Origin of the sequence: Pyxidicoccus caerfyrddinensis, from assembly GCF_010894405.1 — a bacterium.
GTDB classification, from domain to species: domain Bacteria; phylum Myxococcota; class Myxococcia; order Myxococcales; family Myxococcaceae; genus Myxococcus; species Myxococcus caerfyrddinensis.
In genome coordinates, this window is sequence record NZ_JAAIYA010000006.1 from 408,601 (window position 1) to 427,963 (window position 19,363).

The 19,363-nt window shown below is 68.9% G+C and carries 16 protein-coding genes; 10 read left to right on the forward strand and 6 right to left on the reverse strand.

The window, feature by feature from the left end:
* Positions 1-5: 5 nt before the first annotated feature.
* Positions 6-1,508, reverse strand: a complete 1,503-nt coding sequence (locus G4D86_RS17055; protein ID WP_240360301.1) for a glycosyltransferase family protein — start codon at positions 1,506-1,508, stop codon at positions 6-8.
* Between the two features lie 50 nt (positions 1,509-1,558).
* Between G4D86_RS17055 and hprK the strand changes: the two genes are divergently transcribed.
* The 3 genes from hprK (at position 1,559) to G4D86_RS17070 (ending at position 4,102) form a co-directional block, all read left to right on the forward strand.
* A complete protein-coding gene (gene hprK / locus G4D86_RS17060) occupies positions 1,559-2,524 on the forward strand; it encodes an HPr(Ser) kinase/phosphatase (RefSeq protein WP_163994941.1) in 966 nt (321 codons plus the stop codon).
* A complete protein-coding gene (gene rapZ, locus G4D86_RS17065; protein WP_163994943.1) occupies positions 2,521-3,384 on the forward strand; it encodes an RNase adapter RapZ in 864 nt (287 codons plus the stop codon). Before hprK ends, rapZ begins: the two co-directional genes overlap by 4 nt.
* Before the next feature lie 106 nt (positions 3,385-3,490).
* Positions 3,491-4,102: a hypothetical protein gene (locus tag G4D86_RS17070; protein ID WP_163994945.1), complete on the forward strand. Its 612-nt coding sequence runs from the start codon at positions 3,491-3,493 to the stop codon at positions 4,100-4,102.
* A gap of 87 nt (positions 4,103-4,189) precedes the next feature.
* Here G4D86_RS17070 and G4D86_RS17075 read toward each other — a convergent pair whose 3' ends face one another.
* Positions 4,190-5,179, reverse strand: a complete 990-nt coding sequence (locus G4D86_RS17075; RefSeq protein WP_163994947.1) for a hypothetical protein — start codon at positions 5,177-5,179, stop codon at positions 4,190-4,192.
* 189 nt (positions 5,180-5,368) lie between these two features.
* Between G4D86_RS17075 and G4D86_RS17080 the strand changes: the two genes are divergently transcribed.
* Together G4D86_RS17080 and G4D86_RS17085 are read left to right on the forward strand one after the other, a co-directional pair.
* Positions 5,369-8,173: a serine/threonine-protein kinase gene (locus tag G4D86_RS17080; RefSeq protein ID WP_163994949.1), complete on the forward strand. Its 2,805-nt coding sequence runs from the start codon at positions 5,369-5,371 to the stop codon at positions 8,171-8,173.
* 9 nt (positions 8,174-8,182) lie between these two features.
* The gene (locus tag G4D86_RS17085) at positions 8,183-8,959 is read left to right on the forward strand and encodes a phytanoyl-CoA dioxygenase family protein (protein WP_163994951.1); all 777 of its coding nucleotides are present in this window, start codon (positions 8,183-8,185) and stop codon (positions 8,957-8,959) included.
* An 84-nt stretch (positions 8,960-9,043) separates the two neighbouring features.
* On the opposite strand, the gene G4D86_RS17090 is transcribed toward G4D86_RS17085, so the two are convergent.
* A complete protein-coding gene (locus G4D86_RS17090) occupies positions 9,044-9,673 on the reverse strand; it encodes a TetR family transcriptional regulator (protein WP_163994953.1) in 630 nt (209 codons plus the stop codon).
* A gap of 80 nt (positions 9,674-9,753) precedes the next feature.
* Between G4D86_RS17090 and G4D86_RS17095 the strand changes: the two genes are divergently transcribed.
* The 4 genes from G4D86_RS17095 (at position 9,754) to G4D86_RS17110 (ending at position 13,010) form a co-directional block, all read left to right on the forward strand.
* Positions 9,754-10,629, forward strand: a complete 876-nt coding sequence (locus G4D86_RS17095; protein ID WP_163994955.1) for an SDR family oxidoreductase — start codon at positions 9,754-9,756, stop codon at positions 10,627-10,629.
* Positions 10,630-11,442: 813 nt separating this feature from the next.
* Positions 11,443-11,892, forward strand: a complete 450-nt coding sequence (locus G4D86_RS17100) for an SMI1/KNR4 family protein (protein WP_163994957.1) — start codon at positions 11,443-11,445, stop codon at positions 11,890-11,892.
* A 360-nt stretch (positions 11,893-12,252) separates the two neighbouring features.
* The gene (locus G4D86_RS17105) at positions 12,253-12,564 is read left to right on the forward strand and encodes a hypothetical protein (RefSeq protein ID WP_163994959.1); all 312 of its coding nucleotides are present in this window, start codon (positions 12,253-12,255) and stop codon (positions 12,562-12,564) included.
* Positions 12,565-12,614: 50 nt separating this feature from the next.
* On the forward strand, positions 12,615-13,010 hold the full coding sequence (locus G4D86_RS17110; protein WP_205519602.1) for a DUF1036 domain-containing protein: 396 nt from the start codon (positions 12,615-12,617) through the stop codon (positions 13,008-13,010).
* 498 nt (positions 13,011-13,508) lie between these two features.
* Here G4D86_RS17110 and G4D86_RS17115 read toward each other — a convergent pair whose 3' ends face one another.
* The gene (locus G4D86_RS17115) at positions 13,509-13,691 is read right to left on the reverse strand and encodes a hypothetical protein (RefSeq protein WP_205519603.1); all 183 of its coding nucleotides are present in this window, start codon (positions 13,689-13,691) and stop codon (positions 13,509-13,511) included.
* Positions 13,692-13,958: 267 nt separating this feature from the next.
* Here G4D86_RS17115 and G4D86_RS17120 point away from each other — a divergent pair, with 267 nt between their 5' ends.
* Positions 13,959-14,390 carry a hypothetical protein gene (locus tag G4D86_RS17120; protein WP_163994965.1) on the forward strand — a complete coding sequence of 144 codons (432 nt, stop codon included), beginning with the start codon at positions 13,959-13,961 and terminating at the stop codon, positions 14,388-14,390.
* Between the two features lie 145 nt (positions 14,391-14,535).
* Here the strand turns inward: G4D86_RS17120 and G4D86_RS17125 are convergent, their stop codons facing one another.
* Positions 14,536-16,773, reverse strand: coding sequence for a hypothetical protein (locus G4D86_RS17125; RefSeq protein ID WP_163994967.1), 2,238 nt, complete (start codon positions 16,771-16,773; stop codon positions 14,536-14,538).
* 333 nt (positions 16,774-17,106) lie between these two features.
* Positions 17,107-19,215 (reverse strand): hypothetical protein, encoded by a 2,109-nt coding sequence (locus tag G4D86_RS17130; protein WP_163994969.1) that lies wholly within the window; start codon positions 19,213-19,215, stop codon positions 17,107-17,109.
* Positions 19,216-19,363 lie beyond the last annotated feature (148 nt).

Below are 19,363 nucleotides of genomic sequence, written 5' to 3' on the forward strand. Positions count from 1 at the left end.
TTGGCTCACGGAAGTCGCCACGAGTAGCCCGGGTCCGGCACGCAGCCCTCGCGCAGGCGCGCCAGCACCAGCGGCCCGGAGCGGGCCACCACCTCGCCGGAGGCATGCTGGGCCGGGGTGATGACGTGGCTGTAGAGGCCCGAGCCCCGCGGCGGCCCGTTGTGCGGGTACAGCGGCACCGGCTGGTGGAAGTAGCTGTAGCCGCCCGTCCACGCCAGGTGCGCCGCCTCGATTTTCAGCCCGCACACGTCGCGCAGCCCGCTGGCCGCCAATAGCAGCCGGTTGACGTCCCCCGCGTCGTCCCAGGCGCTCGCCTTCGGCCGCGAGTCCTCGTACTGCCCCACGTCGCCAAACGTCAGCCGCCCCGCGCGCAGGCCGGACACCGCGGCCACCGCCACCACGCCCAGCGCCGCCATGCTCGCGAGCCGGGAGCCCAGGCCCGTGAGCACCGTGTCCAGCCCCACGCCCGCGAGCGCGGCGAACAGCGGCAGCACGGGCACCAGGAAGCGCAATTCCTTGTGCGGCTGGAGCGCGTGCAGCAGGAAGAAGATGGCCGCGACGGCCATGAGCCCCGGCGCCCGGCGCGCGGCCACCAGCACCAGCACGCCCGTGAGCAGTGTCACCGCCGGCATGCCCTGGAAGAGGACGCGGCCGTAGTAGCTGAAGGGCGCCGTGCCCCAGCCGGCCGCGCCGTTCCGCAGGATGTTGAAGTCCAGGTACACCAGCGCCGAGTGGAACCAGCGGCCCCACGTGAGCCAGTCCAGGAGCCCATAGGCGAAGGCCCACCCGGCGAGCACCGCCAGCGACTCGCCCGCCGCGCGCCACCGCCGCTGCGCCACGAGGACGCCCAGCAGCCCCACGCAGAAGATGCCGTTCTGCAGCCGCAGCAGCACCGCCACGCCCAGCAGGCACGCCCCCGCCAGCACCGCCCGCCGCGTGCTCGCCTTGGGCAGGGCCAGCGCCAGCCCCAGCACCACCGGCAGCGCGGAGGCGTTCTCACTCAATGCCCGCGGCGCGAAGTAGAGGGGCACCGCCGCCAGCGCGAAGAGGGACGCGCCCGCCGCCGCGGCCAATTCCGACGCGCCCTGCGAGCGCGCCAGCCGGTAGCTCCCCCAGGCGGTCGCCACGCCCAGCATGCCGAAGAAGCCCTTGATGACGCCCAGGTACGCGCCCGGCGCCGTCACACCGAGCAGCCGGGCGAGCCCCAGGACTCCCGCCACCAGCCCGGGGAGCACCCAGTTGCGCGCGCCCTCGACGAACTCCCAGGCCACCAGGCCGTACCCGTAGACGAGCCGATGCGCCGGCTCCAGGCTCTGGTACACCTCGTCCGGCCAGTACAGCCCGTCATCGTTGAGGGCCCAATGAATCCGGAAGGCGGCGCCCACGGCGAGGATGCCCACGAGCAGGGCCCGGCCGAGATGGCGCTCGGCCAGGGCGTCCGAGGGGGCTCCAGGGGAGGCTTCGGAGGAGGCGCTGGAGGTGGGAGCGGGTGGCTGGGCAGGGGGCACGGTCAGCGGACACCTCAAAAGGGCGCTCCGGTGATATCCACGTCCTGACGATGAAATCCATCCGCATTTCCCAGCTGCTGGAGGACCGCGACTACGACCTGCGTCTGACGCTGGTCGCCGGGTCGGGCGGCCTGACGCGCACCGTCGACTCGTCGCGCATCCAGAAGCCGGGCCTGGCGCTGGCGGGCTTCACCGAGCACCTCCACCCCCGCCGCGTCCAGGTCTTCGGCAACACGGAGATTTCCTACCTGCGCACGCTGCCGGAGGACAAGCAGCACGAGTCGCTCGCCAAGCTCTTCGGCGAGGAGGACCTGGCCTGCGTGGTGGTGACCAAGGAGCTGGAGATTCCGGACGCGCTCGTCGCCGCGTGCGAGAAGGCGGGCCTCGCCCTGATGAAGACGCCGCTGCTCTCCAGCGACTTCATCATGCGCGTGCAGACCTTCCTGGAAGAGGCCCTCACCGAGTCCAGCAGCCTCCACGGCGTGCTCATGGACGTCTTCGGCGTGGGCATCCTCCTGCTCGGCAAGAGCGGCATCGGCAAGAGCGAGATTGCCCTCGATTTGGTGATGCGCGCCCACCGGCTGGTGGCGGACGACATCGTCGACGTCACCCGCCGCAAGGGGGCCGTCTACGGGGCCGGCAACCCCGTCATCAAGCACCACATGGAGATTCGCGGCCTCGGCATCATCAACATCAAGGACTTGTTCGGGGTTGCCGCGGTCCGTGAGCAGAAGAAGATTGAATTGGTCATCGAGTTGCAGGAGTGGGACCCGCATCAGGAGTACGACCGTTTGGGAGTGGACGACAAACACCTGCAGATTGTGGGCGTCGACATCCCGCTGTCCGTGGTGCCGGTCCGTCCGGGCCGTAACATGGCAACCATCATCGAAGTGGCCGCGCGCAACCAATTGTTGAAGCTGCAGGGCCACCACTCCGCGCGGGAGTTTGCCGAGCGGCTCAACCGGGCCATCGCCGAAGGGGCGATGCGCCGCACCCTGGGAGAAGAGGTCGAGTGACCGCCCCCTCTAAGCAGATTGTCGTCATCACCGGCATGTCGGGCTCCGGAAAGTCCACGGCCATCCGGGCGCTGGAGGATGCGGGCTTCTTCTGCATCGACAACCTGCCGGTGCTGCTCCTGCCCAAGCTCACGGAGCTGGCGGGCGGCGGCCACTTCGAGCGCATGGCCCTGGTGATAGACGTGCGCGAGGGCGTCTTCCTCAAGGACGCCCCCCGCATGCTGGCCGAGGTGCGCCGCGCCGGACACCAGGTGGAGGTGCTCTTCCTGGACTCCAGCGATGACAGCCTCATCCGCCGCTTCAGCGAGACGCGCCGCCGCCACCCGCTGGCCCCCAGCGGCACCGTCGCCGAGGGCATCAAGTCCGAGCGCGAGGCGCTGCGTGACTTGCGCGAGCTGGCCGACCAGGTCATCGACTCGTCCGCGCTGAACGTGCACGACTTGAAGCGCATGGTGCAGGCGCGCTTCAGCCCGGAGCCGGCGGCGGGGCCCAGCCTGTCCATCATGTCCTTCGGCTACCGGTACGGAGTGCCGCCGCAGGCGGACCTCGTCCTGGACGTGCGCTTCCTGCCCAACCCGTACTTCGTCCCGGAGCTGAAGGGGCTGACGGGCAAGGTCCCCAAGGTGTCCGCCTACGTGCTGGACCGCGAGGAGACGCAGCAGTTCCTCGACAAGGTGGTGGACCTCTGCCGCTTCCTCTTCCCTCGCTACCAGAAGGAGGGGAAGGCCTACCTCACCGTGGCGCTCGGGTGCACGGGTGGCAAACACCGCTCGGTGGCGATTGCAGCCGAATTGACGCGGCGCCTCCAGGACGCCAACACCCGCGTCCAGCTCTGGGACCGCGACATCGAGAAGGAATAGCCGCGGCGGGTCAATTCCTACCTTTGCAACCTCAGGCGAGACCCTGTTTGGTTTTGAACAGGGCTTCGCCTAAAGTCCGGAACTCCCCGCAACCGGAGTTTCGTTCATGCAATTGCTCAAGCGCGCTGTCTGGCTTTGTGCCGCCGTCTCCCTGTCCGCCTGTGGAGGGCCGGAGGAGGCCTCGCAGCCGTCCGACGGGTCCGAGCCCGTCGGGACGTACGAGGGCACGCTGCTCACTGGCACGTCGAATGGGTGCTCCTTCGCCATCGACAAGTTCAACGTGCCGCTGTCCCCGCCCTACTACAACATCTACCTGCGGCGGTCGGCCTCGGCGACGTGCGCCTATCCCGCGTCCAGCATCGTGATTGGCACGTCGTACACCAACCCGCCCATCTCGCTGGCGGCGAACAACCTGGGCGTGGTCACGGGCTACTCGTACAAGGGTACGCCGAGCGGCTCGGCCAACATCCAGTGCCGCGTCCGCCACTACGACCCGGCCACGATGACGGTGGTGCGCGAGTCGGACATCGTGGTGCTGTACGGCGCGGGCAACGTCAACGGCTGCAACGTGGCCATCTCCAGCAACGGCACCACGGTGACGGTGGGGGGCACGAAGACGGGACCCCTGCAGGGTGAGACGGGCAGCGGCAGCAACTACGTGGCCACCTACCTCGACTTCTTCACCAGCACGACGGCGCCCACCTACTTCGCGTACTGAGGCGAGCGCCCCGTGGGGCTGAAATGAAAGGCCCCCGCACTCCTCGAAGGAGGCGGGGGCCGGTGACGCGGGAGCGGCGTCGCGACGCTAGCTGGACTCGCCCACGCTGAGGCGCCGGCTGCCGTGTCCGTTGCCCTTGCCCAGGCCGTGCGTGCGGTGACGGTTGCTCTCGGCGAGCGACTCGCGCTTCTCGCGCGTGTCCACGTCCTTGCGCTTCTCCACCGCGAGCACGCCGCCGCCGCCGTGGCTCTGCTTGCCCTGCTCGATGGCCTTCTCCAGGTCCTTCGCCTTCACCCAGTACTCGCCGTTGACGGGGTCCTTCACGCGGTACTTGTCGTCCGAGGCGTCCTTCTTGTTCCTGCCGCTGTTGAACCCGTCGATGGTCACCCAGTGCAGCTCGCCGGGCTCCTTGCGCTGCTTGTGGGCGGGCAGGGCGGAGTTGAGGATGGCGTTGGAGTCCACCAGGGCCAGGCCGAACTCGCCCCGCTTCAGGGCGGCACTGATGGCGTTGGCGTCGTACTTCTCGAAGCCCTCGGTGACGTCGATGCCCATCTCCCCGAGCACCACGCCCATCTCCTCCGCCGTGGCGCCGTCCTTGAGGTTGACGTCCACCTTCTTCTCGGTGGTCTTCGGCTGGTTGATTTCCGAGGCCTTGGCGCGGACCTCCTTGAGCTCCTGGTCCGCCGAGCGGGGCGGCTCGTCCTTGCGGCTCGCCTTGTTCAAGTAGGCCAGGCTCGCCTCGCCGCAGCCCGTCTCGGTCTGCTGGGCCACGGCGTCCTCGTTCGTCTCCCAGCCCTTCTCGGCCTGGGCCTCGGCCGCCTCGTTCACCGGGGCCGCGTCCGGGTCCTCCATGCGCGGCAGCTCCTTCGCGCCCGGCGCGTCCGGCACGATGAGCTTGGGCAGGTCATCCCGCTTCACGGGCGCCGCCTCGAAGGTGTCCTGGACCCGCCGCGCCACCTGCACGGTCCGCCCCGGGCGCTCCCGCTCCACGACGGCGGGCACCTGCTCCTGGACGGGGCCCTGAACGGTGGCCGCCTCCCGGTTGCGCGCGGTGAAGATGTTGAAGTTGACGCCCATGGCGGTCCCTCCCAGACGCTCTACGCCTGACTCATTATCGGTCCGGGTTTTCGCAAGTTGCCGAATTAATCCGGACTGAGGGTGTGGCCCGGGGGCCGGTGCGTGGGAAATCGCACGATTGCGGGCGGACCTGACACATGTAGGGGATGGAAGCAGGCACACCCGGACTTCACCGCTAGACTGGCCCCCATGGTCGAGCGAGATGACACGGGCGCCGAGCCTGGAACCGGGCCGGAGCTGTCGACGAAGGTGACGTCTGACGACGGTGCGTCGCCGCCGCGCAGCGTGGCGCCGGTATCGCGGCCGGATACAGGACGCGACGGGCCGCTACCGCCGGCGCGGGTGCGCTCGCTGGGCGCGCGAGTGGGGCGCTTCATCCCGCTGAAGGTGCTGGGGCAGGGCGGCATGGGCGTGGTGTACGCGGCCTATGACCCGGACCTGGACCGGAAGGTGGCGCTCAAGCTGCTGCGCGTGACGAGCGCGGACACCGACCTGGAAGCCGGACGCACGCGCCTGTTGCGCGAGGCGCAGGCCATGGCGCGCGTCTCGCATCCCAACGTCATCCCCGTCTTCGACGTGGGCGAGTGGGACGAGCAGGTCTTCGTCACCATGGAGTTGGTGGAGGGCGGCACGCTGCGCGACTGGCAGCAGGCGAAGCCGCGCTCCTGGCGCGAGACGCTGGAGACGTACCTGTCCGCGGGCCGGGGGCTGGAGGCCGCGCACGCGGTGGGGTTGGTGCACCGCGACTTCAAGCCCACCAACGTGCTGGTGGGCCGTGACGGCCGCGTCTTCGTCACCGACTTCGGGCTGGCGCGGCCGGTGGGGAACCCCGGGCGCGAGGACGGGCTCCCGGAGCTGCCGTCGCCGAGCTCCGAGGGCTCGGGGCGGCTGTTCGAGCCGCTCACCCAGGCGGGCGTGGTGCTGGGCACGCCGCCCTTCATGTCGCCCGAGCAGTTCCGGGGCGACGCGGTGGACGCGCGCAGCGACCAGTTCAGCTTCTGTGCGGCGCTGTACCGCGCGCTCTATGGCTCTCGCCCGTTCGACCCGGATCAGCTGTCGCGGGCGGCGAAGTCGAAGGCACGGAGGCTCGCGGCGGGGGAGCAGGCGCTCGCGCGTCAGGTGCTGCCGCCGGACCTCATCCAGGAGCCGCCGCGCGACTCGAAGGTGCCGGCGTGGGTGCGGCGCGCGGTGATGCGCGGGCTGGCGCTGGAGGCGGACGGCCGCTTCGCCTCCATGGGCGAGCTGCTGGAAGCGCTGTCGCAGGAGCAGCACCTGGCGCGGCGGCGCAGGCTGGGTGGCGGCGCGGTGGCGGCGGCGGCGCTGGTGGCCGCGGTGGGAGGGGTGGCGTGGTGGCAGTCGCGGGTGTGCGCGGGCGCGGAAGGGTTGCTCGCGGACGCCTGGGGCCCCGAGGCGAGGCAGCGCGTGACGGCGGCCTTCCAGTCCACGGGAAGCCCCATGGCGGCGGACATGGCGACGCGCGTGGGCGGCGTGCTGGACGCTTACGCGAGCACCTGGGCGAAGCAGCACACCGAGGCCTGTCAGGCCACGCGAGTGCACGCGGTGCAGACGGAGGCGCTGCTGTCCCAGCGCGTGGTGTGCCTGGAGCGGAGGCACAAGGACTTGCGGGCGCTGGTGGGCGCGCTGGCGAGCGTGGAGAAGCCCGGCGTGGAGAAGGCGCTGGACGCGGCGTACGCGCTGCCGTCGCCGCAGGACTGCGCGGACGTGGAGGCGCTCAGCGAGCAGCAGCCGCGCCCGGCGGACCCGACGAAGCGCGCGGAATTGGACGCGCTGGAGGGACGGCTGTCGGAGGTGAAGGCGCTCCTGGACACGAGCCGTCAGCCGCAGGCGCTGGAGAAGGCGCGCGTGCTGGAGCCGCTGGTGGTGGCGACGGGGTACCTGCCGCTGATGGCGGAGCTGCGCTTCCACCTCGGGTGGTTGCAGGCGTTGCAGGGGCAGAAGGAGCAGGGAGCGGGGCTGCTGGAGCAGGCCGTCTTCGACGCGGAGGCGGGGAGGGCGGACCGGCTGGAGGTCTCCGTCCTCAACAAGTTGCTCTTCGTGGAGGGCGAGCGGGAGCGCTTCGACCTCGCCACGAGGTGGGCGCGGCTGGGGAAGGCGACGCTCCAGCGGCTCGGGGGCGACGCGTTGCTGGAGAGTGACCTTCTGGTGAACGGGGCCAACCTCTCGCTGATGCAGGAGAAGCCCGAGGAGGCGCGCGCGCAGTTGCAGGAGGCATCGGCGCTGCTGGCGAAGACGCTGGAGCCGGGTCACCCCAAGCGGGCGCGAGTCACCTTCACGCTGGGCCGCACGCTGCTGGAGTCGGGCGCGTACGCGGAGGCCGCGAAGGTGCTGGAGGAGGCGCTTCACCAGACGGAGGCGGCGGTGGGGCCCCGGCACCTGGACGTGGCGCGGCGGCACCAGGCGTTGTCCATGGCGCTGCGCGAGCAGGGTGACTTCACGAAGGCGCTGGAGCACGCGAAGGCATCGGTGGCCATCCACCGCGAGCTGCTCGGGAACGACCACCTGAAGGTGGCGGAGGCGCTCGACGAGGAGGGCATGAGCCTGCTCGGGCTGAAGCGCTACGAGGAGGCGCTGAAGGACTACCAGGAGGCGCTGGCGGTGAAGCGCCAGCACCTGGAGCCGGGCGACGAGGAGCTGCACTACTCCTACGACGGCGTCGGGCAGGCGCTGCTGGGACTGGGGCGCACGCGCGACGCGGTGGAGCCGCTGCGCCAGGCGGTGGCCTTCGCGAGTGCGCAGGAGGACTCGCTGGGCGAGTCCGGCTTCGCGCTGGCGCAGGCGCTCTACAAGGAAGGCCAGCCCGCCGAGGCGCGGACCGAGGCGTCGAAGGCAGGGGACCACTTCAAGGCCTCCGGCCGGGACGTCCGCGCGGAGGCGGTGCGGACGTGGCTGGAGTCACTGCCGCCGGAGGGGAAGGCGAAGCCCTCGAAGGCGGCGAAGAAGCCCGCGCGCGCGGAGCGCAAGCGGCACAAGTAGGAGCAGCGGGTGGAGCTTTCGGGCGCGCAGGTCGAGCGGTTCATCGAGGACGGCTTCATTCGCATCGACGGGGCCTTTCCGTCCGAGCTGGCGGCGGAGGCCCGCGAGCTTCTCTGGCGTGACACGGGCAGTGCGCCGGACGACCCGGCGACGTGGACCCGCCCCGTCGTCCGGCTGGGCGAATACGCACAGGAACCCTTCCGGCTCGCGGCGAACACGCCCCGGCTCCATGCCGCGTTCGACAGACTCGTGGGCCCCGGAGGCTGGCTGCCCCGAATGAGCCTCGGCTCGTTCCCGGTGCGCTTCCCGAGCAGCGAAGCGCCCGGTGATGACGGCTGGCATGTGGACGCCAGCTTCCCGGGGAAGGACCCCTCGTCGTTCTTCGACTGGCGCGTGAATGTGGCCTCGCGAGGCCGCGCGCTGCTGATGCTCTTCCTCTTCTCCGATGTGGGCGAGGACGATGCCCCCACCCGCATCCGCGAGGGCTCGCACCGCCAGGTGGCGCGGCTGCTCGAACCGGAAGGGGACGCGGGCCTGTCGTTCATGGAGCTGGCGAAGAAGCTGGACGCGACGGAGGGGTGCCCCGTTGCGTTCGCCACGGGAGAGGCCGGCACCGTCTACCTCTGCCACCCCTTCCTGGTGCACGCCGCGCAGCCGCACCGTGGAACCCGGCCGAAGTTCATGGCCCAGCCGCCCCTGTTCCCCAAGCAGCCCTTCCAGCTCCACCGCGAGGACGGCGCTGGCTCACCGGTGGAGCGCGCCATCCGGCTCGCGCTGGGGCGCTGAGAGAGGACGGGCAGGGGAGGCGGCCGTCAGTCCTGACTCTTCGGGGTGGCCTTCACCGGGGCAGTGTATCAGCCCCGGTGGCCGTCACTTCGAAGTGCGACGGCGCCTCGGCGACTCGCGCCGCGCCGCCTCCATGGGACGCGCGCTGCCCGCGGTGACGGCTCTGAGCTCGTCGAGCACCGTTCGGACGTGTTGCGAGAAGTCACGCGGCTCGGTGCCGGTCACCCAACGCTCGAACGCCACCTTGAAGACCGCGATTCCCGCCTCGGCGGTCAGACTCGCGGTGGGCTCGGCGACGCCGCGCTTGCGAAGCGCTTGCGCGACGGCCGACGTGAGCGACGCGAGCTTGATCAGCTCCCGCTCTCGAAGCTCCGCGTGAGCCGTGAGGAGGGCGTGCCGTGCCCGGACGTAGCTCTCGTCACGATGCTGTTGGAGCGCGGCCGCGGCGGCTTCGAGTGCGGCAGCGACCGCGTCGAGCGGTGCCGTCGCTTCGGGGGCGTCGGTGGTGGCGTCCGTCATGCGCTTCTGGAGGTCGCTCGAGCCGGAGAACAGGACCTCGCGCTTGTCGGTGAAGTAGCGGAAGAAGGTTCGCTCCGTGAGCCCCGCGCGCGCGGCGATCTCCTCCACCGTCGTTCGGACGTACCCGCGCTCTTGAAAGAGCTCCATCGCGGCCTGCTCGAGCCGTCCGCGTGCGTTGGGTTCCCAGCGGGCCATCGGCTCCGAGCATACCTGATTGCAGGGACTGACATCACCTGTTAAAGGTGATGTCAGTTTCTGCCATCAGGAGGTTTGCCATGCGTGTCTTCGTCACCGGAGCAACCGGTTTCATCGGCTCAGCGGTCGTCCCCGAGCTCCTCAGTGCGGGCCATCAGGTCGTCGGGCTTGCTCGCTCGGATGCCGCGGCTCAGGCCCTCGCCGCGGTCGGAGCCGAGGCGCATCGGGGTTCGCTCGATGACCTCGACAGCCTGCGCGCCGGCGCGGCGAAGTCGGACGGGGTCATCCACCTCGCGTTCGTCCACGACTTCTCGCAGTACGAGGCGGCGCAGCGCACCGACACGCGCGCAATTGAGAACCTCGGTGCCGCGCTCGAGGGCTCCGATAGACCCCTCGTCATCACCTCGGGCATGTTGGCGGCCACCGAGACCGACGCGGCGCCCGCCGGCTCGCCGCGCGGCCTTTCGGAAGAGACGGTGCTCGCGATGGCCGCGCGCCGCGTGCGTACATCCATCGTGCGGCTCCCGCCGTCGGTCCACGGTAAGGGCGATTATGGCTTCGTGCCGCGCCTCATCGCCATCGCGCGCGAGAAGGGCGTCGCCGCGTACGTCGGAGATGGCGCGAATCGTTGGCCTGCCGTGCACCGGCTCGACGCGGCGCGCCTCTTCCGGCTCGCGCTCGAGCGCGCACCGGCGGGCACGAGGCTCCACGCTGTCGCCGACGAGGGCGTGCCCACCCGTGACATCGCGAGCGTCATCGGTCGCCGACTCGGCGTGCCGCTCGTCTCGAAGTCGCCCGAAGAGGCGAACGAGCACTTCGGCTTCTTGGGAAGGTTCTTCTCGCGCGATATCCCGGCATCGGCGGAGCGTACGCGCGCACAGTTCGGCTGGCGCCCCGCCGAGCCCGGGCTCATCGCCGACCTCGACGGCGAGCACTACTTCGCGGCAGCCACGTGACTGGAGGCTCGATGAACGCGATGAAGAACAAGCGGGTCCTGGGAGCCACGAGTAGGAGCAGAACCACAAACCTGGCAACCCGTTGAACGAGCGGACCTCTTATTCGTCAACGTGCGCGTGCGCCTCAGCCAACGGCGCATTCCCGCAAAGGTCCAGGAACGAATAGCTTATATTTCCTGATTTCCATGCTATCCGCTCAGGCATGTCGAAGCTGACGTGCACGGTACTGGCGGTGTTGCTGGTGGGCGCGGCGGGCTGTGGCTCGGCCACTGGCGGCAGTGCTCTCCGCCCGCCCGCATCAGCGAAATGGGTGGGGCCATCCATGCCAGGTCCCGGCGGCGGTATCGTGGAGACGACCATCTACTACGGGCCCTGGAGCTGCAACGCGAAGCTGATGGCAAGCTGCCAACGGCGCTGTGCCGCATCTGGGCGCATGCTGATGGGGTGCATCTGGCTTGCCGACGTCAAGGGCGATTGGCGCGGCCGGTTCTTCTCCCTCACTGCTGCTGCGACTACCCTGAGCTCCCGCTAGGCCAGACGGAACTCCTGAGGAAGACATGGGAGAATGCTCGCCGTAGCTTTCGGAAAGGGTGGGGCGAAGAGTTCGGCGCGTGGCCGAAGACAGGTGGAGACAACTGGCCCGGGCATCACATCTTCGACCTGCTGCATGGCGGCGCCCCAACGACGCCCGGCAATGTCCTACCGGTTCCTCCGGATGTCCACGAGGTCATCAACAAGGCGTACCCCGCGTGCTACGCCAACGACGGCAAATGGCGAGCCATCGGGCCTGACCTGCCGTACTCGGACTAACCCATGCGGCAACTCATCGAAGAGATTTCACGCAGCCACTTCCCGAATCCGCCGGCAACGCCGGCTCAGGTCGCGGAGTTCGAGGCGCAGATGGGCTGGCAACTCGATGCAGACCTGCGCACGTTCTACCTGCACTGCGACGGCGCGACGCTGTTCGTGCCACGGGATGACGACCCCAATTACCGCATCCTCTCCCTGGCAGAGATACCGCAAGCTACCGCTCGACTTCGGCGGAGGGATGACTCGGAAACCACCACTTCCTGGTACCCGGTGGTTGACTGCCAGGACTCAGACTTCGTGCTCGTCGACGTCGCGAAGCCTGCCCCCTTCCCTCTGCTGGACGCGTGGCACGAGGCGTACCCGCGTCGCGTGCGGCAGATTGCCGCGTCGTTCAGTGAGTTTCTCGAACGAGCCCTGAGCAGCAATGACCACCTGTACTGGCTCGGAGAGTAGAGCGCCGAACCGGAGCCGGCGCCCTCGCGCCGGAGCAGGAGCGGGTCATCCAGGTCCGGGCCCCGGTGGCCGCCGAGAACTTCGTGCACGACTGGCTGGCGAGCCCCTCCGCCCACGGGCAGGACAGCGCCACGCGGTCACTCATCGCAGCACCACGGCGACGGTGACCGTGCCCTGAGCTGCGCCAGGGAGTCCCGGGCCGCCCGTGGAGGCCGCAGCCCGCCCTGTCGGGTTTTCGCCGCTGGAACTGTCGAAAGCCCGACAGGAATTGCCGTCCTGGGTCAAAATCGCCCCGGCGTCCTGGTGAATTGCAGGCTTTGAAGTTAATCCCGGACCTGCGGTTTCAAAGGAGGCATTGCCATGAAAATGAATATGACCTGCATGTGCTTCGGTCTGCTGACCGTTGCCATGGGATGTGGAAACACCCCGCAGGACGATTCACCGGCGCAGCCGCCTTCCAATGTCCAGGCTTCGCCCGCCCGGGACCTGCCTTCTGCACAGGAATTGGCCGCGACGGCCACGTCGGCGCCCGTGACTGCGGTTCCGGTGCGGTACGTGGTCGACCCCTCGACGACGACGCAGCTCTCCGTCTCCGCGGGCGCGGAGCGGGCGAGCCCCTCCGCGTCTTCCGAAACCCAGACTCCCGGCGCCATGCGGCGCCTCCTCAAGTAGTGCACCCCGTTCGAGATTGAGGAGACCCCATGACGACGAGAAAGCTTGCGATGGCAGTCACGGTGGCCGCCGGGCTCGGTATTGCCGGGCCGGCCCACGCCTGGGTGCAGTTCTGCAATGGAACCAGCGTCACCATCTGGACCGCCTATTCCTGGTACAACCCCGGCTGCGTTGCCGAGGATGGCAGCAGTTGGAGCAAGGCGGGCTGGTGGGAACTGACGCCAGGGCAGTGCAAGATTGTCTATGGCTCCGCCATCACCAACACCATCTCATACTATTACGCCGAGGGCGGAGGGCTGACCTGGGCCGGCCCCTACTTCACGTGCACCCCGTGGAGCGGCTTCAACTGGTGTGACAACACCTGCAATACCAACTCCCGCAACCTGGGTTGGCGAGAGCTCAACACCGGCGGCGCGTCGAACTACACGCTGACCTTCAACCCCTGACCTTCCGTCAAGCCGTCGGTGGGCGGCACCTCGCCCACCGGCGGCCGCTCCGGCTCATTGCGTTCGGAGCGGGTAGAAGTCGTCGTACGCGTTGAAGTTCGCGCTCCCGTTGGGGACGTCGATGAAGTGGATGCCGTCGCTGCCGTGGACGACGTTGAAGACGTGGCTCACCTGCTCACCCTCCACCAGGATCCTGGACGAGGAGACCCGGGCCGCGACGAGGCCCCGGCTACCAGGCCCCACTGCCTCATGAGCTGCTCCACCTCGGCCTTGCTCCCGACGGGCCGCCATCGGGAGAGATAGCGTATCGCGATGTGCGAGGTCTTCATGGCGCCCGGGCTGAGGACGCCCACCGGCCTTCCCGCGACGCCCTTGAACGTGAAGTCCCTGCAAGCAAGGACGGGTGGAAACAGTGCGTCAGCGACGCCGGGCGAAGTCGCGTCCCAGTGGCCCTGAGACTCGGCCTTCAACTTCGCGTAGCCACCGTGAGGTGAGTATTTACCCGGCGATGCAGAAGGCGACGAGAAGTTCGTCCTTACAACGCTTGCAGCGCAACCGCGCGAATCCGTGCACCAGCACGCCGCACTCCAGGTACCTGGCGAAGTCCCGCTCTACGTACCGGAGCAGGCCGCGCCCCACGTCGCTCGCCTCCGCCAGCAGCGTGGCAAGGTTCTCCCTCACCCCCTCGTACATCACCGTCCCCTCCGGCTTGCTTCACGTGCGCCGATGCCGGAGAGGCCCGCGCCGAGGGTGGGCTCCGTTGTCGGGTCGAACCTGCTCGGGTGAACGGCAGCCGGGCAACCACCGTGGGGTTGCAGGCATCCATCGCAGTGCTCGGCGGCTGCATGGAGTCTAAACTGCCTGTCGGGACCGCTCGCCTGGATAAAACGCAGGGGACGTCTGGTTTGAAGATAGGGAAACAGACTCCCGCACAGCCAAAGGTTATTCATGAAAAACTTCAAGCTAGCCGCAGCGCTCTCGGCGGCCGCACTGGGCATGGGCTCTGCACAGGCGGCGACCATCACCTTCACCATTCAGAACAAGATCACCACCAGCGCGATTACGAATAGCTACCAGAACACGTGCGGGACAATCATCCCGAGCCTCGGACCGGTTCCAGCCAATTCGGTTTCGACGCCGCACCAGACGGATTGCGGTAACAACACCGCGCTCGCCTTCAGATACACGAGCGGCACCAAGACCTGCAGCTTCAACCTCAGTAGCCTCTACACCCCACCGAACCCGATTCTGGGCACCTCCGGGTACTGGACGCCGAATGGAACGGGCACTTCACAGGGCAGCACGGCCGCGACTTGCAAGGCGACCCTGACTTCCATTGGAACGAACGGCAACTACTCCTGGACGGTGTCAATGCAGTGAGGCGACGAGGGGCCCGCCGCGTCACGGCTGCACGGGCGCCAGGTGCGCGTCCCGGGCGCTGGACGCGTGGCTGTCCGGCGCGTTCTGAAAACGGCATGGGGCCCCGTTCCAGGTGGAAGGGGCCCCGCGTCGTCACGTCGTCAGGTCAGTGGACGAAGACCTCTGGCGGCCGCAGGAAGCTGAGCGGCAAGTCCCGGGGCTCCTTCGCGAACTCGGAGCGCAGCTCCAGCAACTGCTGCACCCTCTCCAGGTCCTGGATGGGGCCGATCTTGAACTTCGTCTCCTCCGCGCTGGCGAGCCCGTCGAAGGGCACCACCCCCGCGACCTGCTCCATCCGAGCCAGGAAGGCCACGTCGAAGCCGAAGAAGGGACTGCAGGTGGTGCAGGTGGCGATGTCATAGAGCCGCTGGTGGCGGCGCAGCAGGTCCGCGAACGGCCACGACGTCAGCCCGGCGCCAAACTGCGTGTCCGGGACGCCGAACATGAAGCCGACGCCGCCGCCCGTCAGGAACTTCGACGGCGTCGCCGGGATGCCCGACGTGGGGCTGATGTGCGTGAAGGCGTTGTTGCCGCTGGTGCCATCCAGGGCGGTGTCCCCGAAGTGGCAGCCGTTGCAGGTATTGCCGGAGAACTCCTTGCGCGCGCAGACCTCCTGGGCGACGCCCGAGTTCACGCCGAAGGCCTCCCAGTGGGTGGGCGGGTTCACCAGCGCGCTGCCGCCCAGGAAGAAGTTGCCATTGATTTTGTGGGGCGCCTTGAAGCTGGAGACACACGCGGTCGGCACCGTCACCGGCAGTTTGACTCCGACCTTGACGTCGTTCAGCACGAACTGGTTGACGTCCGGATCGATGTCGGGGTCGTGGTTGCCAGCGTCACTCGGCGTCAGCGCCACCGTATGCGGCCGCAGGAGCCCGTTGGTGCGCGCGTCGGGGGCGGTGTCGGTGAGGTTCTCGTCCGCCAGTTGGAACTCGCGCAGCTCCCACTGGGGGCTCGCGCCGCCCAGCACCAGGGAGATCTCATTGGTACGCAGCTGGTTGAGGGCGTTCTTGTTGCCCTTGGCCGGGGCGCTGCCGTGCAGGACGACGCTCTCGGTCATCGACTCGAGCTTCGTGAGGTAGGTCGCGTCGAAGCTGGTATGGGTGCCCAGCTGTGCCCAGTCCCGAGCCCAGTCGATGACCTGCTGGCAGCCCGTGCGGGGCACGCCGTACTCGATGATGGTGGTGAAGAGCTTGAGGTTGCACGTCGCCTCCGTGCCGGCGCCCCAGTTCGTGGGCTTCGTCATGCCGAACACGAAGCGCAGCTCGCCCGCGGTGGAGGACCCGCCGTAGCCGCCCGAGCTGCCGGCCAGGTCGATGCGGTTGACGATGGCCAGCAGCCGGAAGGGCGCGATGTCCAGGTTCAGCGGGCCGGTGCTGGACACCTGCCACTTGTTCGTGGAGGTGTTGAACACGAGCGAGGCCACCTGCCCGCTGGCGGTGGCCCAGGGCTGGATCACCTCGCTGAACATGTTCTGGCGGGCCTGCACGAGGTCGCCGTTGACCGTGTAGTCATTGAGCCAGTTGGACAGCCACTTCATGACGAAGTCCTCGGCGGTGGTGCCCGAGTCCTGCGCCATCTCCTTGATGAGGTGCGAGAAGGTCCACTTGCCGCCCTGCGTACCAGCGCCGGTGCAGGGGTCCCACGTGCGCGCCGGATTCTGCACGACGGCCGGGTCGCGGATGAGCAGCGCCTTGTCCCAGACGTTCTGGCTGGTGGCGGGCAGCGCCGGACAGCCGGCGATGGGCACCATGCCGCCGCCCCGGATGGCCCGGGCATCCAGCGAGAGGCCCTCGAAGCGGGCGGCCGGGTGGCGCCCGTTGAACAGGATGGTCTCCTTGGTGATTGGGCCGAACTTGCCCTCCGCCACTTCCTTCTCGCTGTTCGTCCGGCGGTCCAGCTCCGAGTCCTTCAGCGACGAGAAGAGGGTGAAGAACCCCGGGCCCGGGCTCTTGGGAATCCGGCCCAGCTGGGCCAGGGCGTCGGAGCTGAACAGGACCACGGGGTCCTTCGGGTCGCCCACGACGCGCACGAGGCTGCTCTCCAGCTCCTTGTTGGCGGGAGGCGCCAGCTTCACGTGGATGGCCGTCGTCTCCTCCAGGGGTGTGGCCTGCGCCAGTCGCTGGGCGAAGACCGTGGTGGTCGACAGGCCTGTCACCGCGGGCAGGTCGCTGAGCTTGGAGGTCGTGCTTCCTCCCTCGGCCCGCGCTTCGGACTGGGTGGTGGGTCCTCCCGATGCCTCGTCGGACGAAGACGCCTTGGAACATCCACTGACAGCCAGCATGGCGCCCAGCAGCCACACCGACCCGCGCTTCCCGCCCGTTGAATCCCTGCCCTTTTGAGACATGCACGCCCCGTGGTGAAGCCATCCTTCCCGGATGGCCGGCGTGCACCCTATGAATGGCGGATCAGGGCGGAAGCGGACCTTGCCCTCGCACACTGAGTCAAAGTCAGACATGCCACAGGGGAGGGTCTCATTTGACGGCTAGTGTATCCTGTCTCCGTCCAACTCCAGACATGGAACGGCCCTGCGGGGCCCGGGCAATATTTGTCTGTTACCGTCCCCTTTCAACCAGAAACCGGAGAATGCAAGGCTTCACTTCACCCGGGCGTGCTGGTGGGCCAGGGCTGAGTGTCCCACCGCCGGGAAGGTCCATTCCTCCCGGCGGTGGCCCTTCGACTACTCGCCGCAGTGGAGCGAGAAGCCGTCCGTGAGCCACCCGTTGCGGAGGTACATCCCGTCAACGGGGCGGAACAGGGGGCAGCGCTGGGTGCGGAAGGTGCCAGCACTGGCGTTGCCTACGGCCACCGGCTTCCGCGTGTACTCGAGAATCGTGCTGCCCTCGCTGCACAGCAGGTTGTCGATGTTCCGGACGAAGGTGTCGGTGCGTCCCTGGATTCCGAGCAGGTACCCGTCACAGCGCTTGATGACGGCGGAGGCCGGCAGGTGTGCGCTGGAGAGCGGCTCCACCATGGCGGGGACTGGCAGCCACGCGCTGTAGTGCCAGTAGCCACCCCGCGCAATCACGACCTGGTTGTCGGGCGTGGCGCTGCCGCTCAGGGCGCTCGGGCCGCACAGGAGTCCGAAGGCGTTGATGGCCTCGCTCTCGAAGTTCTGCACGGTGCCAATGGCGCGGAAGCCGGTCGGGCAGCGCAGCACCGTGTCACCACCGCCCTGGCCTCCCATGTAGGGAGTGAAGCGCTTCAGGTCCGTCGAGCAGATGGGCTGCAGCCCCGTGACGAAGCGGCTGTCACGGCTGCGAGCCTGGAAGCCCACCAGGAACTGGCCGCTCGCGCAGTTCCGCTCCGCGGGAGAGCCCCAGGCAGGGTTCCCGCCCCCTGGCAGCTGGACGGGCGTGGGGCTCCCGGACATCACCGAGCTGAACGGGGCACAGCGCGGCGCCAGCGAGTGGACCCAGCCATCCACCGGGTTGTCCGTCGCGCCCACGCCCATCAGCACGTATCCGCTGGGGCACGAGGCGGTCCACGCCCCGCCACCCTCGCCACCGAACTCATCGGTCCAGTGCTCATACCGTGTGTCGCCCGCGCACTGCGCATCCGCGTTGCCGAAGCAGGAGAATGCGCGGCACTGCACGGCCAGGCGGTCAATCAGGTCTCCCGAGCGGCCGCGGAGTCCCACCGCCGCGTAACCGGGCCGGCACGCGAGCTGGGCCACGGGCATGGAGCCGATACCCGTTCCACGAGGCCCGCCAAGGGGCGCCGGACAGAGGTTGTCCGAGGTGGGGTTTGCCTGCGCCGGGTTCGCGTCGCAGGCGCTCGGCAGGCCGTCGCCGTCCGCGTCGTCAGCGCGTGCCTGCGCCCAGAGCGAGTTCAGGCGCACGGTGAGGCGCTGGTTGGCCGTCATGGTGATTCCCGGGTCGTAGGCCATCGGCGCCAGGTCGAGCGGCTTCGAGGAGGTGGTCCCCGCCTCCATGCCGTTCTGCACCGTGCCGACGACATACCGCTGGGCCTCCAGCAGGGAGCCGTCCACCCACGAGTAGCGGAACGCACCAATGGAAGACCCTCCCGAGTCTCCGCCGTTGGCGTTGCCGAAGTTGGCGGTGGCCGTGTCCGTGCTGAGGTAGCCGTCACGAGGTGCCAGGGTGATGGTGTTGGGGCTGGCTGGCACGTAGCGCTGGGCGATGGAGTCACGGAACGCTCCGCCCGTGCTTCCCACTCCGACCAGCGTGAAGTGGGCCGCGCCCGCGTACGGGTTGATGTCGACGGGCTTCAGGCCGTGCTGGCGCAGGAACTCCGGCGTCAGCCCGGGCACGAAGAGGAGCAACTGGTCGTGCTGCGCGGGCCAGTCATCCTGCCTCCCTCCCGCGGCTTTCTGCTGGGCATCGAGCGCCGTCCACCAGGCCGGCCGGTACGACGCACCGAGATAGGGGTTGGTGTACACGGCCCCCACGGACAGGCCGAGCCCCGCGTTGTCCCAGCGGACCTGGCCGAGGTCCGTCCCGTTGGGAGCGCAGTGGCTGGCCGTCAGCACGGCGTAGGGCGCGATGACGGTGCCCGTGCAGTTCCACCAGCGGGTGGTGGTCACGCCGTTGCTCGTGGAGACGGACGGGTACAGGAACCGCACCACCTCCGGGAACCTGCCGGTGGTAGTGGTCGACTCACGCGCCGGGCCCACCGTGCTGCCCGGGTTGGCGATGATGCTGTCGGTGCGCTGCTCGAGCGGTTCGGTGGGCACCTCATCCGCGGGCCCGCACCCGGACGCCAGCGTGGCGCTGGCGAGCAGCACGGCCGCGCCGCGCGTGAAGGTGGATGAAAGGGACTGAGACATTGACGCTCCTCGAAGGACGGTTGGGTGAGCTCGCGGGCGTGTGATGCACGGCTGGCCGCGGCCCTGGGCGCTCAGCGCATCCGGGCGCGTGGCCCTTCAGCAGCCGGCGTGCCAGGCCTGTCCCGTCTCCGGGCGGAGACCCGTCTCC

Bases quoted from the DNA above. Each gene is read 5' to 3' on its own strand.
- G4D86_RS17070 (WP_163994945.1), top strand. From the start codon at position 3,491: ATGCAATTGCTCAAGCGCGCTGTCTGGCTTTGTGCCGCCGTCTCCCTG.
- G4D86_RS17105 (WP_163994959.1), top strand. From the start codon at position 12,253: ATGAAAATGAATATGACCTGCATGTGCTTCGGTCTGCTGACCGTTGCC.
- G4D86_RS17100 (WP_163994957.1), top strand. From the start codon at position 11,443: ATGCGGCAACTCATCGAAGAGATTTCACGCAGCCACTTCCCGAATCCG.
- G4D86_RS17075 (WP_163994947.1), bottom strand. From the start codon at position 5,179: ATGGGCGTCAACTTCAACATCTTCACCGCGCGCAACCGGGAGGCGGCC.
- G4D86_RS17110 (WP_205519602.1), top strand. From the start codon at position 12,615: ATGGCAGTCACGGTGGCCGCCGGGCTCGGTATTGCCGGGCCGGCCCAC.
- hprK (WP_163994941.1), top strand. From the start codon at position 1,559: ATGAAATCCATCCGCATTTCCCAGCTGCTGGAGGACCGCGACTACGAC.
- G4D86_RS17120 (WP_163994965.1), top strand. From the start codon at position 13,959: ATGAAAAACTTCAAGCTAGCCGCAGCGCTCTCGGCGGCCGCACTGGGC.
- G4D86_RS17080 (WP_163994949.1), top strand. From the start codon at position 5,369: ATGGTCGAGCGAGATGACACGGGCGCCGAGCCTGGAACCGGGCCGGAG.
- G4D86_RS17125 (WP_163994967.1), bottom strand. From the start codon at position 16,773: ATGTCTCAAAAGGGCAGGGATTCAACGGGCGGGAAGCGCGGGTCGGTG.
- G4D86_RS17130 (WP_163994969.1), bottom strand. From the start codon at position 19,215: ATGTCTCAGTCCCTTTCATCCACCTTCACGCGCGGCGCGGCCGTGCTG.
- G4D86_RS17090 (WP_163994953.1), bottom strand. From the start codon at position 9,673: ATGGCCCGCTGGGAACCCAACGCACGCGGACGGCTCGAGCAGGCCGCG.
- G4D86_RS17095 (WP_163994955.1), top strand. From the start codon at position 9,754: ATGCGTGTCTTCGTCACCGGAGCAACCGGTTTCATCGGCTCAGCGGTC.